The sequence below is a fragment of the Lentzea sp. DG1S-22 genome (assembly GCF_036321065.1).
Taxonomy (GTDB): Bacteria; Actinomycetota; Actinomycetes; order Mycobacteriales; family Pseudonocardiaceae; genus Lentzea; species Lentzea jiangxiensis.
Genome location: NZ_CP143276.1, coordinates 154,132 through 169,946 on the forward strand (window position 1 = coordinate 154,132; position 15,815 = coordinate 169,946).

General features: G+C 69.4%; 15 protein-coding genes. 6 read left to right on the forward strand and 9 right to left on the reverse strand.

The annotated features are described in order from the left end of the window. Window positions 1–171 precede the first annotated feature (171 nt). The gene (locus V1227_RS00770; protein WP_329790452.1) at window positions 172–420 is read right to left on the reverse strand and encodes a hypothetical protein; all 249 of its coding nucleotides are present in this window, start codon (window positions 418–420) and stop codon (window positions 172–174) included. Further along, window positions 402–614 (reverse strand): DUF3039 domain-containing protein, encoded by a 213-nt coding sequence (locus V1227_RS00775; RefSeq protein WP_329790453.1) that lies wholly within the window; start codon window positions 612–614, stop codon window positions 402–404. Before V1227_RS00775 ends, V1227_RS00770 begins: the two co-directional genes overlap by 19 nt. 103 nt (window positions 615–717) lie before the next feature. Between V1227_RS00775 and V1227_RS00780 the strand changes: the two genes are divergently transcribed. Both V1227_RS00780 and V1227_RS00785 read left to right on the forward strand, forming a co-directional pair. Then, window positions 718–1,548, forward strand: a complete 831-nt coding sequence (locus tag V1227_RS00780) for a DUF5753 domain-containing protein (RefSeq protein WP_329790454.1) — start codon at window positions 718–720, stop codon at window positions 1,546–1,548. Between the two features lie 10 nt (window positions 1,549–1,558). Beyond that, complete coding sequence (locus V1227_RS00785; RefSeq protein ID WP_329790455.1) at window positions 1,559–1,741, forward strand: DUF397 domain-containing protein; 183 nt, start codon at window positions 1,559–1,561, stop codon at window positions 1,739–1,741. On the opposite strand, the gene V1227_RS00790 is transcribed toward V1227_RS00785, so the two are convergent. The 4 genes from V1227_RS00790 to V1227_RS00805 all read right to left on the reverse strand — a co-directional run bounded on the left by V1227_RS00790 (window position 1,704) and on the right by V1227_RS00805 (window position 8,459). Further along, entirely contained in the window at window positions 1,704–5,072 is a 3,369-nt protein-coding gene (locus V1227_RS00790) for a hypothetical protein (RefSeq protein ID WP_329790456.1), read from the reverse strand. The two genes, V1227_RS00785 and V1227_RS00790, sit on opposite strands and share 38 nt — an antisense overlap. Window positions 5,073–5,370: 298 nt before the next feature. After that, a complete protein-coding gene (locus V1227_RS00795) occupies window positions 5,371–6,303 on the reverse strand; it encodes a hypothetical protein (RefSeq protein ID WP_329790457.1) in 933 nt (310 codons plus the stop codon). Further along, on the reverse strand, window positions 6,303–7,217 hold the full coding sequence (locus V1227_RS00800) for an AAA family ATPase (protein WP_329790458.1): 915 nt from the start codon (window positions 7,215–7,217) through the stop codon (window positions 6,303–6,305). Before V1227_RS00800 ends, V1227_RS00795 begins: the two co-directional genes overlap by 1 nt. A gap of 15 nt (window positions 7,218–7,232) precedes the next feature. Further along, window positions 7,233–8,459, reverse strand: a complete 1,227-nt coding sequence (locus V1227_RS00805) for a toll/interleukin-1 receptor domain-containing protein (RefSeq protein ID WP_329790459.1) — start codon at window positions 8,457–8,459, stop codon at window positions 7,233–7,235. 68 nt (window positions 8,460–8,527) lie between these two features. On the opposite strand from V1227_RS00805, the gene V1227_RS00810 reads away from it, so the two are divergent. After that, the gene (locus V1227_RS00810) at window positions 8,528–9,388 is read left to right on the forward strand and encodes an ornithine cyclodeaminase family protein (protein ID WP_329790460.1); all 861 of its coding nucleotides are present in this window, start codon (window positions 8,528–8,530) and stop codon (window positions 9,386–9,388) included. Window positions 9,389–9,486: 98 nt separating this feature from the next. Here the strand turns inward: V1227_RS00810 and V1227_RS00815 are convergent, their stop codons facing one another. Then, window positions 9,487–10,707 (reverse strand): glycoside hydrolase family 16 protein, encoded by a 1,221-nt coding sequence (locus tag V1227_RS00815; RefSeq protein WP_090103666.1) that lies wholly within the window; start codon window positions 10,705–10,707, stop codon window positions 9,487–9,489. 351 nt (window positions 10,708–11,058) lie between these two features. On the opposite strand from V1227_RS00815, the gene V1227_RS00820 reads away from it, so the two are divergent. Further along, window positions 11,059–12,243, forward strand: a complete 1,185-nt coding sequence (locus V1227_RS00820) for an MFS transporter (RefSeq protein WP_329790461.1) — start codon at window positions 11,059–11,061, stop codon at window positions 12,241–12,243. Between the two features lie 10 nt (window positions 12,244–12,253). Beyond that, window positions 12,254–12,817, forward strand: a complete 564-nt coding sequence (locus tag V1227_RS00825) for a TetR/AcrR family transcriptional regulator (RefSeq protein ID WP_329790462.1) — start codon at window positions 12,254–12,256, stop codon at window positions 12,815–12,817. Between the two features lie 25 nt (window positions 12,818–12,842). Here V1227_RS00825 and V1227_RS00830 read toward each other — a convergent pair whose 3' ends face one another. After that, on the reverse strand, window positions 12,843–13,265 hold the full coding sequence (locus tag V1227_RS00830; RefSeq protein WP_329790463.1) for a nitroreductase family deazaflavin-dependent oxidoreductase: 423 nt from the start codon (window positions 13,263–13,265) through the stop codon (window positions 12,843–12,845). Further along, on the reverse strand, window positions 13,266–14,027 hold the full coding sequence (locus tag V1227_RS00835) for a LuxR C-terminal-related transcriptional regulator (RefSeq protein WP_329790464.1): 762 nt from the start codon (window positions 14,025–14,027) through the stop codon (window positions 13,266–13,268). A 115-nt stretch (window positions 14,028–14,142) separates the two neighbouring features. Between V1227_RS00835 and V1227_RS00840 the strand changes: the two genes are divergently transcribed. Beyond that, complete coding sequence (locus tag V1227_RS00840; protein ID WP_329790465.1) at window positions 14,143–15,798, forward strand: AMP-binding protein; 1,656 nt, start codon at window positions 14,143–14,145, stop codon at window positions 15,796–15,798. The last annotated feature ends 17 nt before the right edge of the window (window positions 15,799–15,815 follow it).

A 15,815-nucleotide genomic window follows, 5' to 3' on the forward strand; every position in this document is an offset into this window, starting at 1 on the left:
CTGGAACCTAGACCGGCCTGGTGCGGATCCGCCCGACGGTCCGCGCCCCGCCCCTCGTCACCCCGCCCGGCGCTCCCCGCGGGACCGCCCCGGCCGCCGGTGGGCAGGGCCCGGCGACACCGGCTCACGGGTCCGGCACCAGCGGCCGCGCGGTCGTGACGACACCGGACTTCAAGCAGGCGGCGCCTGCACCGTGGACAGCTCCTCGGCCTCGGCGAGGTACAGCCGGCCGAGGTCGATGAGAAGTGTGCCCAACTCCCTATAGTGCGCTGCGCGCTCGAGGTCGGGAATCAGTCCGCATGTGCGCAACATATTTTGTGCGAGCATCTCGCCAAACTGTGGATAAGTCTTCACCACCTCACGCGAGAGGCGTTGAAGAGATACGCGCAGAAGGTCTTCCGTCAGGATTTCCGCGGCCATGGCAGGATCCCCTCGCTCTCGCGCCAGATGCCGTCGCAGTCCGGGCAGGTCGGCCACACGTTCTTGTCGCGCCACAGGCCTATCTGCTGCGGGATGAACGGATCGCCGCACAGCGTCTCGACGGCCTGTCCCCAGGTCAGGTCGTCCGGGATGGCGTGACGCAGCCCCCCGTGGGGCGTCCAACGAAATCTCACCAGGTCATTGTGCGACTTGGAAGTGGTCCAAGCTAACGCCCTTTTGGGTTGTGTTGCGGTCACACGTTCTGGAATGGTGGTGGACGGGTCTACGGTCTTCGCCATGCCGAAAAGATTCTCCACTGTGAGAGGCCGTGAGTTCGGGGACGGCCTCCGCGCGGCCATCGCCGCCACGGGAATGACTTCACGCGCTGTCGCCGATCTCCTCGGGTGGCAGGAAGCGAAGCTTTCCGACCTCGTAAACGGCAAGGGCGGCTCGTCCGAACTGGAGCTGGCGCTGCTTCTGGGCGTCTGCCGGACACCGCAGGCGGAACGCGACCACCTGATGTCGCTCTTCCCCGGCACCGGCGTGAAGGGCTGGTGGCAGGACCACGGCGTGTGCGCGCCGATCAGCCCCAGGACGCTGGTCGAGCACGAGCGCCTCGCGGAGAAGCTGGTCAGCTGGCAGACGATGTTGCTGCACGGCATGTTGCAGACCTCGGACTACACCCGCGCTGTGCTGGCCGCCTGCGCGAACGTGCCCGCCGACGAGCGGGACGCGCGGGTGGCGGCGCGGGCTTTGCGGCAGGAGGCGTTCCGCAGCGGGTTGCAGGCGCGCTTCTTCATCCCCGAACCGGTGTTGCTGAACGAGGTCGGCGGGCCGGGGGTGATGCGCGAGCAGCTGCTGCACCTGGACAAGCTGGCCGCCAGGCCGAGCATCGATCTCAGGGTCGTGCCGCTCGGGGTCGGAGCGCACGCGGGCATGGCCGGGTCGTTCGACATGCTGACCTTCGACAGGTACGACGACGCCGTGTTCCTGGAGAGCGAGAACTCCAGCCTGATCATCGAGTCCCCCGGCGCCGTCAAGGCGTACCGGCGGATCGTCGAAGGGCTCGAACTCGTCGCCCTGGATGCGGAACAATCGAGGGAGCTGATCAAGAAGCTGCTGACGTGAGGAGACCTCGATGGCCGCGTGGCACAAGAGCACCTACAGCGCGAACGCCAGCGCCTGCGTCGAAGTCGCCACCGGCGTCGGCATCCGCGACAGTAAGGCACCCACCGCCCACGTCGAGGTGGGGGTCAACGGGTGGGCCTGTTTCCTGCTGTCGGTCAAACGCCACCGGCGATGTCACCGGACCGACGTGTGACCGGCGCGACCGGTGCGGCCTTGAGGAGCTTTGCGAGTGCTGCGAGCACCTCCGGGTCGCGGTGCAGCAGTTCATGTGTGGCCTGTACCCGAGCCACCGGGTCCACGCCGGGGTGTCTGGCGGCGAACTCGGGGACGTGGGAGTCGCCGGCGCCGCCCTGCGGCCCGGATTCGTCGTGCACCTCGATCCTGTCATCCGCGATCCTTGCCGTGGTCGGGGTGTCGAGCCGGACTCCGACCACGGCGTGAGAGGTGCTCAGACTCTCCGGCCGGGCGTTCTCCGCGGCGATCAGGTCGTTGAGGAACTCGACGCCGTCCGCCACCCGGCCGGGGTCGAGGCCTGGCACAGCGGCGTCGGCGAGGGGCACCAAGCCGCCGTCCTCGTGGACACAGTCGTAGACGGGCAGGGCCTGGTAGCTCGACGGGAGGCTGCGCCAGAAGTCGGCGGTGCCGCGCTGCCAGGTGCCGTTCACCAGTTTCTCCAGCGCGCGAACCGAACCCTGGACAGGGGTGCCGATGGTGATGACGCCGTTGGTGATGCGGGCGCCACCACAGCGTTCGACGTACCAGCGCACGGGTAGGCCACCTGTGGTCACGCAGATGAACACGACTCCGGCGAACATGTTGCCGCGGTACTTCCGGCGCCAGACCGACAGGGCGTCCTCGACTCGTTCACCCAGCAGTTCGCCGATGCGGCGGTGGGAGAGACGCCAGTCGTAGGGCAGTGGAAGGAGGTTGCCGCGGCGCTCGGTGTAGCCGAGGCCGCGCAGCAGGTCGAGCATCGGGAAGTAGCCGTCGGGGTCCAGCTCGGCGTCAGCGGGGCCACCGCGAGGACTGTCGTCGCCGAGGTCGTCCGGCAGCGGCGTCCAACGCCGCAGACGCAGGTTGTTGTCCTTCACACCCGGAACGAGGACGACGAGGTCGTTCGGCTTGATTCCCCGCGGCTTGGGCGTCGGCGGCAGGTTCGTGCGTCGTTCGAGCAGGGCGGCGACATTGGCCGGAAGCTTGTCGAGCGTCTCACTCCAGACCATCTCGGCCGCCTCGTGCTGACCGTTCTCGCGGAGACTCTCCTCCAGGAGGTCGAGTGCCGTGCGGAGTTCGGTGGTGGCCTTGCGATCGGTGTTGACGATCTCCGTGTACACCTCGACCGCGGTTCGGGCGAGGGCGATGCGGTCGGCGCCGGTGGTCCGGTTCACGAGCGCGGCAGCGACGAAACCGACGTCGGCTCGCCACGCGGAGTTCCACTCCGCCAGCTCGCGGAGCTTGGGCAGGCTTGCCGCGCCCACCTCGATCGCGTGGTCGCGCAACCGGTGCCGCAGGTAGTTGTCCGGTGTTCCCCAGGTCGGTACGAGGCCGGCGAGAGCTTGGAAGATCCGCTGAGCTGCCTCGTGGTCCGCCGACGACTTGAGATAGGTGGCGAGACTCTGGTTTGCGAGCCGGTGCCCTCTGATGTTGCTCGACGCGTAGTGGCCGAAGTCGCGCAGCGCGGCCCTTGCGTCTTTCTCGGTGACGGAAATTCCGCTGTTTGGATGAACCGCGTGTGCGCATGCCAGCCATTCGGCCATGGGCATTCCTGTGCCGTGCGCCCAGGCCAGCGCGCTCAGCAGCAAACGCGCTGTGCCGTCGTCACGCAGGTCCTTGTCGAAAGCCGAGTACAGCACACCTAGCACCTCTCGCTGCCAGTCGCTGTCGGGACGAGTCGACACGGGGTGCTCGCGAAGCTCTCTCGTCGTGCGTCGCACCAGGGCCGGGGACATGGCTTCCGTGTCGACGAGGAAGGTGGCGATCTCCTCCGCGGACATGTGGGGGGTGACCCCGAACAGCCGGCGAACCACGTGCGCACGCAGGTCGTCCAAGTCGATGACGGTAACCGAGGCAGAGGCGGTCAACTGATCGATCAACGACGAATGGCGGCGCAACGTCACGATGAAACGCACACCTCCGCGACTGTGGCGGATGATCTCCTCCGGCCACCGAGGATCTTCGCGCGCGTCGAGGTCGTCGATCATCACCTGTTCCCCGGGCGAGGGGGTGTATCCGGCCAACGAGTCGAGGGCGCTGTCGGTCGCGAGTGTGAAGGACGTCTCCCGTCCGACGACGTCGAGGATCGTGGTCTTGCCGCTGTTGCGACCGCCGGTTATCACCAGCACGCGGCCCGTTCGACTCCGTGCCCACCGGACCACCTCGTCGATCTCGGCACTGATGTCGAACCACGGCGTGACTGTGGCTTCCGGTGCGGTCCGCCCGTGCAGCGGGTTGTGGAACATCGGCAGGGGCTGCCCCGCGTTCTCGGCGATGGCGGGTTCGGGATCGCCTGCCTCCACCACCAGTGCGGTCAGCACATCCCGACCGGAGAGGCGCTCGTTCCTCTCTGGCCACCGGCGTCGTCCCACCGCGGTCGACGGTCCGCTGCCGAGCAGTCTGATCAGCGCGAGGGCGAGCGGTTCCCCGGCGTCCACCGGCTTGACCACCACAGCGGTCCAGGCACCGTCGGGGGTGCTACCGCACAACTCCTCGGGGAGAGTGGGCCACGAGAGGCTCGGGGTCTGGAGCAACAGGAGCAACTGGGTGCCGCCGGCGTCGTGGTAGGCGCGCATCAGGTCCAGCGTGGAAAGACCCTGTTCCGGCTCCTCCGGTCCCTGCCAGCAGATCACCAGTGGCCCGCCGTTCGCGCCGGTGGTTGCGAGATCATCGAGCACACCGGCCCTGTCGTCCTCCGGTACCGGAGTCAGCACCTTCCGCGTCTCGTACCCGCCGCCGGGCATGGTGAGGTTCGGGTCGGTGCTGTTACCCGCCACCAGGAACAGCCCGCGGGCGGGAGGAGGCGCGGCGATCTCGTAGACCACGCCACGTGCCGTGGTCACCTGCAGTGCGCCGGGGTCGACCGTGATCCGAGCGCTGGTCCCCCGCCGCACGGATACGGTCTTCGAGCCGATGGTCAGCAGCCGTGGATCAGTGTCGGGCACCAAGATCCCCACGGTGCCGGCGACAGCCTCGAAGTCGCCGATCTCCAGCGTGTTCATGGTGCGGTGCACCAACAAACGGGAATCGGGGAGCATGGACAGGATGTCGGCGAGATCGAGGTCGCTCGGGTCGTGCAGCAGACTGAGCGGAGGTGCGGAGCTGTGCAGGTCAGGCCGGGCAACCTGGGCGAGCTTCCACGCGGTGACGGTCTGACGGGCGTTCTGCGGCAAGCGGTGCCAGGCCGCGACGAACCAGTCGGCGACGCCGGTCCGGTTCTCCCGCACCAGGGCCTTCAGCGCGGGCTGGAGCTCGGCGTCGATGCTGTCTTCGCGGCCGGTGACCGCGAGCCAGGTGACGCGTTCCTCCAACGCGAGTGCAGGGGAAAGTCGCTCGTGGACGGAAGAGATGATGTCGCCGAGACGGTGCACGGGATCGTCTGGAGGGGCGGTACGCAGCCATGATGCCAGGGCGGCGCGAAGACGCGCGGAGGCGTCGTGATCGAAGACGATGCCATGCGGGCCGCGTGACTGCACCAGAGGGCTGAACCAGAGATCAGCCTCGGCGGACACGTCGAACCGTGGGAACAGCGCGACCCGCACAGCCCGGATGAGTTCCGGTTCGATGCGCACCGCCACACTCAGCGCCGTCGCGAGGCTCTCATACGGCTCAACCACGGCGCACCGCCACTGAGGCGCGGCTGACAGTGGTGCTTCGATCCCACAAGAGCAACGGCAACGACGAGGCGAGCCAGGCGGGCCAGCGAGAAGGTGGGTACGGCACCAGACCGATCGGTGAGCAGCCCGCGCGGCGCACCGCCGCGAGGAACGCCCGCCATTCGGCCGTTGTGCTGCGGCGGTGGTGGAACCGCGGGCCGCCGATGCCGAAATCCGAGATCAGCAGAACACGGCTGCCGGTGCTGGGCGGTTCGTACAGGCGCCACGTACGACGGCCCCCTGAGCCCGCACCGCGGCTCGGCACGTCGGAGAAGTACAGCAGGCGAACGTTCTCGGCTCCCGCGACTGAGCGGATGCGAGCCACGAGGTCACGTTGGTCGCTCGCGAAGAGCTGCATTCCTTCACCCGTGTCCACGAGCACCTGCACGCCGAAACGCAATGTGGCGCGGGGCTTCACCGGCAACGTTCGCAGTGGTTTCGCCTGTGCCCATGACCGGGTGATGGCCTCGACATCGGGGTCGCCATCTGCGGCGAAAGTGGCGAGCACGGCATGCAGCACTGCCGCAGCGGTCCTGGGCGCCAGCAGCGGTGTCGGTCTCGGGGACTGGTCGTCCTCCGGCAACCGCAGCGACGGCAACGGTGACCAGTCGGTCTCGCGCAGGGGCAGAGTCGACGACTCCGGGAGCATCGGAATGGCCTGGGGCGGCGGTTCCTCGTCGGCTGGGGGAGGCTCGGCCCTCGGCTTCGCCACCGGGTCCGGGGGCAGCGGCGGAGTCGCCTGCGGTTGTTCGGCGGCGACGAGCTCGGCGACCGCAGGCGCGGGCGCCGCCTCCGGAACCAAACCGAGCAGTTCTGCGGCACGACGCGGTGGCGCACCCGCCGCGACAGCGCGCAGCAGGTCACCGAGCCACACCTGGGGCGCCATCAGTTCGGTTGCTGTTTGACGAGGGCCATGTCGCGAAGTTCCTGCCATTCCGGGCTGTTCGTCGTGATGCCGAGCCTGCGGCATGCCCGCAACGCGTCGAGGAACTCCGCCGTGCTCGGTGGGCGGGACGCCTCCCGCGCCATCTCCGCGCGCAGCTCCACCACCGCGGTCGCCAGTTCGAAGGCCAGGTCCTCGTCGGCCTTGCTCATTCCACCCTCATAGGTGTCGAGGTGGGACCTGGCGATGGCGACGAGGCCGTCGGCGTCAGGATGATCCAGCCACACCACCACGCAGCGACGCAGGAACGCCTGTGGAAGCTCGCGTTCCTCGTTCGTGGTGATGACGATCAGGTTCCTGCTGTCCGGCGAGCTGGACGGCGCATGGTCGATCTCCACGACCGTGCCGGTCTCCGTCACCCTGAAGCGGTTCGACCCCAGCGGCACCAGGAGGCCGTTCGGCAGGTCCGGGTCGGCCTTGTCGATCTCATCGATCAGGACGACGGCGTGCGAGGACGAGCGTTCTGCGTTGGTTTCGAACTCCGGCTCCACACCGAGCGCCAGCTCCAAGGCGGAATCGCGCGCAAACGCCCACCACAGCACACCGGGCTCGACGTAGCTCCGGTCGTCCACGTCGTTTCGCAGCTGGGCGTCGGCGAGACGGCGGACCGAGTCGAACGTCCACAGCAGATCCTGAGCCTGCGTCCGCGACGTCACGACCATTTCGTAGTAGCGCGCGCCGCGCATCAACGCGATGTGGGCCGCAAGCGACGACTTGCCCGAGCCGGGATCACCGCGCAGCAACAACGGACGCCCGGTCGCGTAGGCGATGTCGACCGCGAGCTCGAGCTTCCTCGACATCACGTACGCCTCGCCGTCGCGGCGATCCGGCACGTCCAGCCGGGACAGGTCAGGCATCAGCCGCACTCCTCCTCAACTCGTCACCTCGTCGAGCAACTTCTGCAACCGGCGGCCTGTGCGCCGTGCCAGCATCTCCTCGCCCGCCTCCAGGGCAGGCAGCACGATCGCCTTCCGACGCCACCGCTGGTCGGCGGGGTCGACTGCCTTCCCGGTCAGCACGACCACGTTCAACCACGCGAACCTGTCCTGCAGCCGCAGCACGACCCGTGCGACCGCGGTCAAGACCGCGTCGTTGAGGTGCACCAGCAGAAAGCAGACCTGGCTGTCGAGTGGTTCGATGTCGTCGGTCAGGTCGTCATCCGGCAGCAGGTCGGCCAGGTCGCGCACCGCGCGCTCGCAGTCACGCAGCAGCTCTGCCTCCAGGTTCTCCCCGGTGACCACGCCGACCTGCGCGGTGCGGTAGTTGAGCGCGCAGCAGGCCGCTCGTCGCACGTACTGCTCCGCCGTTTCGGTGTATTCCGCGTTGAGCACGGCGTAGGTCTGGCGGTGCTCCGGCAGCAACGCGCGGGCCGCTTCGCCGTCCACCCACGTTGGCGTGACCAGTCCGATGAGCTGCCGCAGCCTGGACGACGCTGGTCGGGCGACGTGCTCGACCGCTGTGTGGATGCGGCCGGCGCTGGTCCGGCCGAGCAGCAGGTGCGCCAGGAACCGCTGGCCCTCCCGGATGGAGGGGAAGTGCCACTCCTCCTCGTGAGCGTCCAGTGCCTGTGCCGCCGCGCGCAGCGGTTCGGTCTCCGTGACGTCGCGCAGGCACGCCGCGACGTCGGCGAGCCAGAGCCGCATCCGGTCCGAGGGGGCCAGGGCGGGCTCGGCCACGTCGGGGAGCCGGGCCGCGATGGCGGTGGCGAACGAGGCGGGCGCGAGGTCGCCCCGCCGCACGAACTGGAGTTCGCGCAGGTCGTTGAGCTCTGGTGCGCCCGTATCGGCGGTGGGGGAGAGTTCGACCGGCACGATGGTCAAGGGTGAGCCGAGAGCTCTGCGCCACAGCAGCAGGTTGATCTCGCGCCTGACCCACGGGGAGTTCAACGCCTTGTCGCTCATCAGCACGACGGCGGCGTCGCAGTCGGCGATCCAGTGGTAGAGGACGCTGCGCCATTCCTCGCCACCGCGCAGGCCGTCCTCGTCGACCAGCACGTGCCAGCCACGGGCCTGGAGTTCGGATTCCAAGTGGCGACGCATAGTGGCGGCATCGTCGTCCCCCTTGGTGCTGTGGCTCAGGAACACCTTGGGCGCTGACACCGCGTGCCGTTCTCACTCTCTGCGACGTGGACGGAGATCGTAACCTGAAGGTCGTTACGATCCGAACCATGACGATGCCCGCAGCGATCGAAGCCGTCCGCGCCGCGTTCGCCGGGCTCGCCGCGGAGGAGTTCGACCTGCCGCCGCGGCAGGCGTTCGGCGACAGCCGGTCGCTCGTCATGGCGGTGCACCACCGGCCCACGCGGTCGACCGCCGTGAAGGTGGTCAGCATCGATGTCGAGCGCGATCCGGTCATCACCGGCACGGTCGTGTACTCGCACCCGGCCGGGCAGTTCGTGACGGACGCGGTGCCGCTCACGACGTTGCGGACCGGCGCGGTGGTCGGGGTGGCCACGGACCTGCTGGCGGACGAGGACGCCTCGCACCTCGCGTTGCTGGGAGCCGGTGCTCAGGCGGCGGACCAGATCAGGGCCGTGCACGCGGTGCGGCCGTTGAAGAAGCTCGTCGTGTTCAACCGGCACGCCCGCAAGGCGGAGGCGTTGCTGGAGGGCCTGGCGGACGAGTTGCCGGACACGGTCGTGGACGTGGCCGCCGACGCCGAGAGCGCGGTGGAGGGCGCGGACGTCGTGTGCTGTGCGACGGCGTCGACGGTGCCGTTGTTCCGGTGTGAGGCTTTGAAGGAACGGGTGCACGTCAACGCGATCGGGTCGTACCGGCCGGTGATGCGGGAGCTGCCGCAGGAGCTGCTGGCGACCGCGGGTGTCGTCGTGGTGGACCAGGTCGAGGCGGCGCTGAGCGAGGCCGGCGAGATCATCCGGGCGGTGCGGAGCGGGGTGCTGCGGCTCGAGTCGCTCGTCGAGCTCGGTGCGGCGCTGGGGAACCCGCCGCTGCGGGAGGGGCGGACCGTGTTCAAGTCGGTCGGCGTCGCGGTGCAGGACTGGGCCGTCGCCAGGCTCCTGGCGCGGTGACGGGAAAGCGCTGGACGTGAACCCATCCGCCGCGAGGGCTCACGTCCAGCGCCGTTGTTCTCCCCGTCAGGCCATGCGCAACCCGGCGGGGAGAGAACTCAGACCTGCCACTTCTGGCTGGCAACGCCGAGGCACTGCCAGATGTGGGTTCTCGTGCCGTCCGCCGAGGAGCCTCCCACGGTGTCCAGGCACTTGTTCGCCTGCGGGTTCACGATGTCCTGCGCCCCGCTGACGGCCCATTGCTGCGCGGCCGACCCGTTGCAGTCCCAGAGCTGGACCACCGTGCCGTTGGCGGTGCCGCCACCGGACACGTCGAGGCACTTGCCCAGCGCGCGGATCGTGCCGTCACCGGGACGGCTCCACTTCTGGGCGACGTTGCCGTTGCAGCCGACGACCTGGATGGGCGTGCCGTTGGCGGTGTTCGCCCAGGGCACGTCGAGGCACTTGCCGCCGATGCCGCGGATCTCCGAGCCACCGCCGGCGGGCGGGCTGTCGTTGGAGACGCGGACCCAGTCGATCACGAGCTGCTGCGGGAACGTCGTGCTGGCGTCGGGGTAGCCCGGCCACTCACCACCGACCGCGAGGTTGATGATGATGAAGAACGGCTTGTTGAACACCCACTCGCGGCCACCGAGATCGGCGGGCGTCTTGCGGCCGTAGACCTGGCCGTCGACGGACCAGACGATCTCACCCGGACGCCAGTCGACGGCGAAGTTGTGGAAGCCGTCGGAGAAGTTCGGGCCGTTGTACTGGTGCAGCAGGCCACCGGAACCGGAGTAGCCGGGGCCGTGGATCGTGCCGTACACGGTGTTCGTCTGGTGGCCCAGGAACTCCATGATGTCGATCTCGCCGGAGCCCGGCCACGGGTTGCCGGTGTTGATGTCGGCACCCAGCATCCAGAACGCGGGCCAGATCCCCTTGCCGCGCGGCATCTTCATCCGCGCTTCGAACCGGCCGTAGGTCTGGGTGAACTTGCCCGCGGTGTTGATGCGGGCGGAGGTGTACTGACACCTGCCGTACCAGCAGTTGTAGTTGCCGGGGTTCTCACGCTTGGCCGTGATGACCAGGTTGCCCTGGCCGTCGTGCGCCGCGTTCGAGGTACCCGCCTGGTACCACTGGTGTTCCCTGTTGTTGCCGTTGTTGTTGCCCACTTCCATTTGCCACTTGCCACCGTCGACACCGGTGCCGGCGGGAGCGTTGAACTCGTCGGCCCAGGTCACCGCCGCGTTGGCAGGGGGAGCTTGGCTGGTGGTGGCGACGGTGATCCCCGCGGCGACCATCAAGGCCGCGGCGAGGGCCGTCCCGATGCGTCGCTGCATCGAACCGACCTTTCGGGGTGTTTAGTTGTGCGCCCAGTGGTTCGGAAGTGTTGTCATGCCGTGACTCTCGGTCAACGTGTAAAGGTTTTCAGGAATTTGTCAGATGAGAGCGCTCTCAGGGAGCGTTCCCGCGAATGCGGCCGCGGGAGCGATCAGTCCTACTGGGACAGCGGACCGGGCGAAGCGGTGTCGCCCGTCCTGTTTGGACGGAAACTGTCCCGCCGTCGTTCGGCGCACGTCACCCACGTCGCGTCCGGTGGGGTGAGATCCGTCCCCCGATGGGCTCAGCGACCTGGGCCCGAAGGGCAAATTCGATTGCGCCGGGTGGTGGCGCCCGACAGCGTTCGGGTCATGACTCGGGGGATGACGTGGCTGCTCGCGGTCGCGTGCGGTGTGGCGGTCGGCAACGTGTACTTCCCGCAGGCGCTCACGCCGCTGGTCGCCGCCGGGCTCGGCATCCCGGCGGGCGGTGCCGCGCTGGTCGTCACGGCCGCGCAGATCGGGTACGCGTGCGGGATCTTCCTGCTGGTGCCGCTGGGCGACCGGGTGCCGTACCGGCCGTTGATCGCCGCGCTGTTCACCGCCACGGGGCTGGGGCTGGCCGTCGCGGGGTTCGCGCCGTCGTTCGGGCCGCTGTTCGCCGCGGGGGTGGCCGTGGGGGTCGCGACGGTGATCGCCCCGATCATCGGGCCGATGGTGGCCGGGATGGTGTCCCCGGAGAACCGGGGCGTGACCAGCGGGACGATGCTCGCCGGGTCGATCGGCGGGATGCTGCTCGCGCGCACCGCCGGCGGCGTGCTCGGGGAGTGGCTGGACTGGCGGGCGCCGTACCTCGTGGCCTCCGGGCTCGCGTTCGTGATGGCCGTGGCGCTGTGGCGGGCGCTGCCGGCGACCGAGCCGCACACGCGGCAGCCGTACCCCTCGCTGCTGCTGGAACCGTTGCGGCTGCTGCGGGACGAACCCGAACTGCGCCGGTCGTGCGGCTACCAGGCGATGGTCTTCGGGGCGTTCAGCGCGGTCTGGGGGAGTGCCGCGCTGCTGCTGACCGGTCCGCGGTACGGCTACGGCGCGCAGGCCGTCGGGCTGCTGGCGCTGGTCAACCTCGTGACGATGGCCGCGACACCGATCGCCGGGCGGATCGTGGACCGGCGCGGACCGGATCCGGTGAACCTGGTCTGCATGCTCGCGGTGGCCGGGTCGGCCGGAGTGCTCGCGTTCGGCGGTGCCGGTGGCGTCGCCGGGCTGGTCGCCCTGGTGCTCGGCACGCTGGTGCTCGACGTGGCGATGCAGTGCGGTTCGGTGGCCAACTCCATCCGCATGTACGACCTGAGCGACACCCATCGCGGACGCCTGAACACCGCCTACATGACGTGCGCGTACATCGGCGGTGCGGTCGGATCGTGGCTGGGCGTGCAGGCGTTCGTACGGTTCGGGTGGTACGGCGTCTGTGGCCTCGTCGCCCTTATGGCCACTATCGCCCTCGTGGGTCACATCGTCAGGAAGGCGCCCTTGACGACGCCAGGCTATTGTAATTAGCTTTGAGGCTATGGCTGTTCGAGCAGGTCTCACCACCGCCAAGGTCGTGGACGCCGCGCTGGAGCTGGTCGACGAGCAGGGCGTCGGAGGACTGACGCTCGCCGCCGTCGCCGCCCGCACCGGGGTCGCCACGCCGTCGCTCTACAAGCACGTCGCGAGCCTCGCGGAGCTGCGCGGCCACCTCGGCGCGCGGGTGCTGGAGGACATGACGTCCCACTTCACCGGCGCTGTCCTCGGCCGGTCGGGGGACGACGCCGTCCGCGCGCTCATGCACGCGTACCGGGCGTACGTCCGGCAGCACCCGAAGCGCTACGCGGCCGCTCCGATGAACCCGCTGCACGACGACCTGCAGAAGGCGGCGGGGCAGAAGCTCGTCGAGGTCATGTACGCGACCCTGCGGGGCTACGGCCTGGAGGGCTCGGACGCCGTCCACGCCACGCGGCGGCTGCGGGTGATCGTGCACGGCTTCGCGTCGATCGAGTCGGGTGGCGGCTTCGGCCTGCCGGAGGAGCTCGACGACACCTACGAGCAGCTGGTCCGCCTGTACCTGGACGACCTCGGTGGAAAACCGTGAGGTGGACGCCTGGCCGGCGTGGGGCTCAGCGCGCGGTGAGGCGGAAGACCCGCAGCTCGCGACCGCCCGAGCGCTTCACGTAGTCCTGGAACGCGGGCCAGGCCTGCACCATCCTCGCCCAGGCCTCCTCGCGTTCGGCGCCCTGGAGCAGCGTCGCCCGCACGTCGCGGACGTCGCCGCGCACGTTCACCCTGACGTCCGGGTTCTTCAGCAGGTTCGCCGTCCACGCCGGGTGGTGCGGCTTGCCCCAGTTCGACCCGACGACCAGCATCGAGTCGCCGTCGGCCACGTACTGGACCTGGTTCTCGCGCCGCTCACCGGTCTTGGCGCCGGTGGTGATGAGTGTGAGGCCCTTCTGGCCGCTGAACGACACGAGCCCGACCTTGCCGCCGGTCAGCTTGTACAGCAGGCGGTCCGTGCCGGTGACGGCCTTCTGCAGCAACGACATTCAGAGCGCTCCCGTCGACCTCGCCGCGTGGACCGCGGCGGTTCTGTTGTGCACCCCCAGCTTGCGCATCGAGCTGCGGAGGTAGGCCTTGACGGTTTCGGTGCTCAACCCGAGCTCGGCGGCTATCTCCCGGTTCGAGGCACCGACCGCGGCCAGCCGGAGCGTATCGAGTTCCCGGGGCGTCAGACCCGTCGGGACGGAGACGGGAGCCTCGCCGCCGAGGTTCCGGTGGACCTTGCGGAGCCGTTCGCGCAGCACCGGATCACCGACGAGCTTGGTGACCTCGGCCAGTTCGCGGAGTGCGGCTTGTGTGTGCAGTGAAGGCATGTCCAGGTCCTGTGCGAAGCCCTGCGCGATGGCGCCGGCCATCCTGATCGCCCGGTCGCCGACGGTCGCCTGCCCGCGCACGGCCCCGTACAGGACGCCGTGCACGGTGCCGCGCACCGTCACCGGGTAGGCGAACACCGAGGTGAGCCGTTCCTCCACGACCACCATCTGGTCGAACTCGTGGGTGATCGCCCGGGTGGAGGCGTAGTCGTTGACGCGGACCGCCGTGCCCATCGCGATCGCGGTGCCGCCGAGGCCGCGGCCGGTGCCGATGCGCAGTCCCCGCAACGACGTGCCGTGCGTGCCGAAGAAGCTGCTCAGCACCAGGTCGTGGCCGGGCGTGACGGCACCGCCGAACACGACGGGCAGCCCGGTGGCTCGGCGGAGCATGTCCAGCCGTTGCGGCAGCAACGCCTGGAAGCGGTCTGGCGGCACGTCCAGCAGTTTCGCTGACGACGGCACCCTCGAAAAGGGGGGCACCCCCGGACGGGGGTATCCCGATCGGCCGAGCCCTCCCCACCCTCTGTGCCGGCGGAACAGGAGGCCAACGATGACCAGTCACGACACCTACCGCGCGGCCCGCGACCTCGTGCTCAGCGACCCGGAAGCGTTCACGTGGCCGAGCTTCGGCACGAGCTTCAACTGGGCGCACGACTGGTTCGACGTGATCGCCGACGGCAACACCACCACCGCGCTGCACATCGTCGAGGAGGACGGCTCCGAGCGCGCCTACTCGTTCGACGAGATGCGCCGCCGCTCGAACCGCGTCGCGCGCTGGCTCGCGCGGCACGGCGTCGGCAAGGGCGACAGCGTGATGATCATGCTCGGCAACCAGGTCGAGCTGTGGGAGTCGATGCTCGCGGTGATGAAGCTCGGCGCCGTGGTCATGCCGACCACCACCGCCCTCGGACCGGCGGACCTCGCCGACCGCCTGCGGCGCGGCGCCGTCCGGCACGTCGTCGCCCGCGTGGAGGACGCCGGCAAGTTCGAGGACGGCCCCGTGCTGATCGGCGTCGGCGGTGCCACGCCGGGGTGGCTCGACTTCGCGGAGGCAGCCGAGGCGTCCGACAGCCCGGTGCCGCACCCGAGGACCAGGGCGGACGACCGGCTGCTGCTGTACTTCACCTCGGGCACGACCAGCCGCCCGAAGCTCGTCGAGCACACCCAGACCTCGTACCCGGTCGGGCACCTCACCACCCTGCGCTGGATCGGCATCCGCCCCGGAGACGTGCACCTCAACATCAGCTCGCCCGGCTGGGCCAAGCACGCCTGGAGCTGCTTCTTCGCGCCGTGGATCGCCGAGGCGACGATCTTCGTGCACAACTACGCGCGGTTCGACGCCGCCGTGTTGCTCGGCCAGATCCGCGCCAAGGGCGTCACCACGTTCTGCGCGCCGCCGACGGTCTGGCGGATGCTGATCAAGGCCGACCTGAGCGGCGGTCCCGGCGCGCTGCGGGAGGTCGTCGCCGCCGGCGAGCCGCTCAACCCCGAGGTGGTCGAGCAGGTCCGCGCGCAGTGGGGTCTCACGATCCGCGACGGCTTCGGGCAGACCGAGACCACGCTGTCCGTCGGCAACGTGCCGGGCGCGGAGGTGAAGCCCGGCTCGATGGGACGGCCGCTGCCCGGCGTCCCGGTCGTGCTCGTCGACCCGATCACCGGCGAGCTCGCGGACGAGGGGGAGATCTGCATCGACCTGGCGCAACGGCCGATGTCGCTCATGGTCGGCTACCACGGCGACGAGGAGCGCAACGCCGAGGCGATGGCCGGCGGTTTCTACCACACCGGGGACGTCGCGAGCCGCGACGAGGACGGCTACCTGTTCTACATCGGGCGCACGGACGACGTGTTCAAGGCGTCGGACTACAAGATCTCGCCGTTCGAGCTGGAGAGCGTGCTGATCGAGCACCCCGCCGTCACGGAGGCCGCGGTCGTGCCGTCACCGGACCCGCTGCGGCTCGCCGTGCCCAAGGCGTACGTGGCGCTGAGCGCGGGCTGGGAGCCGACCCGCGAGACCGCGTTGCAGATCCTGCGGCATGCGCGCGAGAACCTGGCCCCGTTCCAGCGGATCCGGCGGCTGGAGTTCTCCGAGCTGCCGAAGACCGTGTCGGGCAAGATCCGCCGCGTCGACCTGCGCACGCGGGAGGAGGCGGGCGTCGAGGCGTCCGGGGAGTGGAGGGACGACCAGTTCCCCGAACTGCGCCGCTAACGTGGGGGCCCCGCCGT

What these genes read in the sequence shown, in the direction of transcription:
- V1227_RS00770 (WP_329790452.1), bottom strand. Translation starts at nt 420, where the DNA reads ATGGCCGCGGAAATCCTGACGGAAGACCTTCTGCGCGTATCTCTTCAA.
- V1227_RS00780 (WP_329790454.1), top strand. Translation starts at nt 718, where the DNA reads ATGCCGAAAAGATTCTCCACTGTGAGAGGCCGTGAGTTCGGGGACGGC.
- V1227_RS00785 (WP_329790455.1), top strand. Translation starts at nt 1,559, where the DNA reads ATGGCCGCGTGGCACAAGAGCACCTACAGCGCGAACGCCAGCGCCTGC.
- V1227_RS00795 (WP_329790457.1), bottom strand. Translation starts at nt 6,303, where the DNA reads ATGGCGCCCCAGGTGTGGCTCGGTGACCTGCTGCGCGCTGTCGCGGCG.
- V1227_RS00800 (WP_329790458.1), bottom strand. Translation starts at nt 7,217, where the DNA reads ATGCCTGACCTGTCCCGGCTGGACGTGCCGGATCGCCGCGACGGCGAG.
- V1227_RS00810 (WP_329790460.1), top strand. Translation starts at nt 8,528, where the DNA reads ATGACGATGCCCGCAGCGATCGAAGCCGTCCGCGCCGCGTTCGCCGGG.
- V1227_RS00815 (WP_090103666.1), bottom strand. Translation starts at nt 10,707, where the DNA reads ATGCAGCGACGCATCGGGACGGCCCTCGCCGCGGCCTTGATGGTCGCC.
- V1227_RS00820 (WP_329790461.1), top strand. Translation starts at nt 11,059, where the DNA reads ATGACTCGGGGGATGACGTGGCTGCTCGCGGTCGCGTGCGGTGTGGCG.
- V1227_RS00825 (WP_329790462.1), top strand. Translation starts at nt 12,254, where the DNA reads ATGGCTGTTCGAGCAGGTCTCACCACCGCCAAGGTCGTGGACGCCGCG.
- V1227_RS00830 (WP_329790463.1), bottom strand. Translation starts at nt 13,265, where the DNA reads ATGTCGTTGCTGCAGAAGGCCGTCACCGGCACGGACCGCCTGCTGTAC.
- V1227_RS00840 (WP_329790465.1), top strand. Translation starts at nt 14,143, where the DNA reads ATGACCAGTCACGACACCTACCGCGCGGCCCGCGACCTCGTGCTCAGC.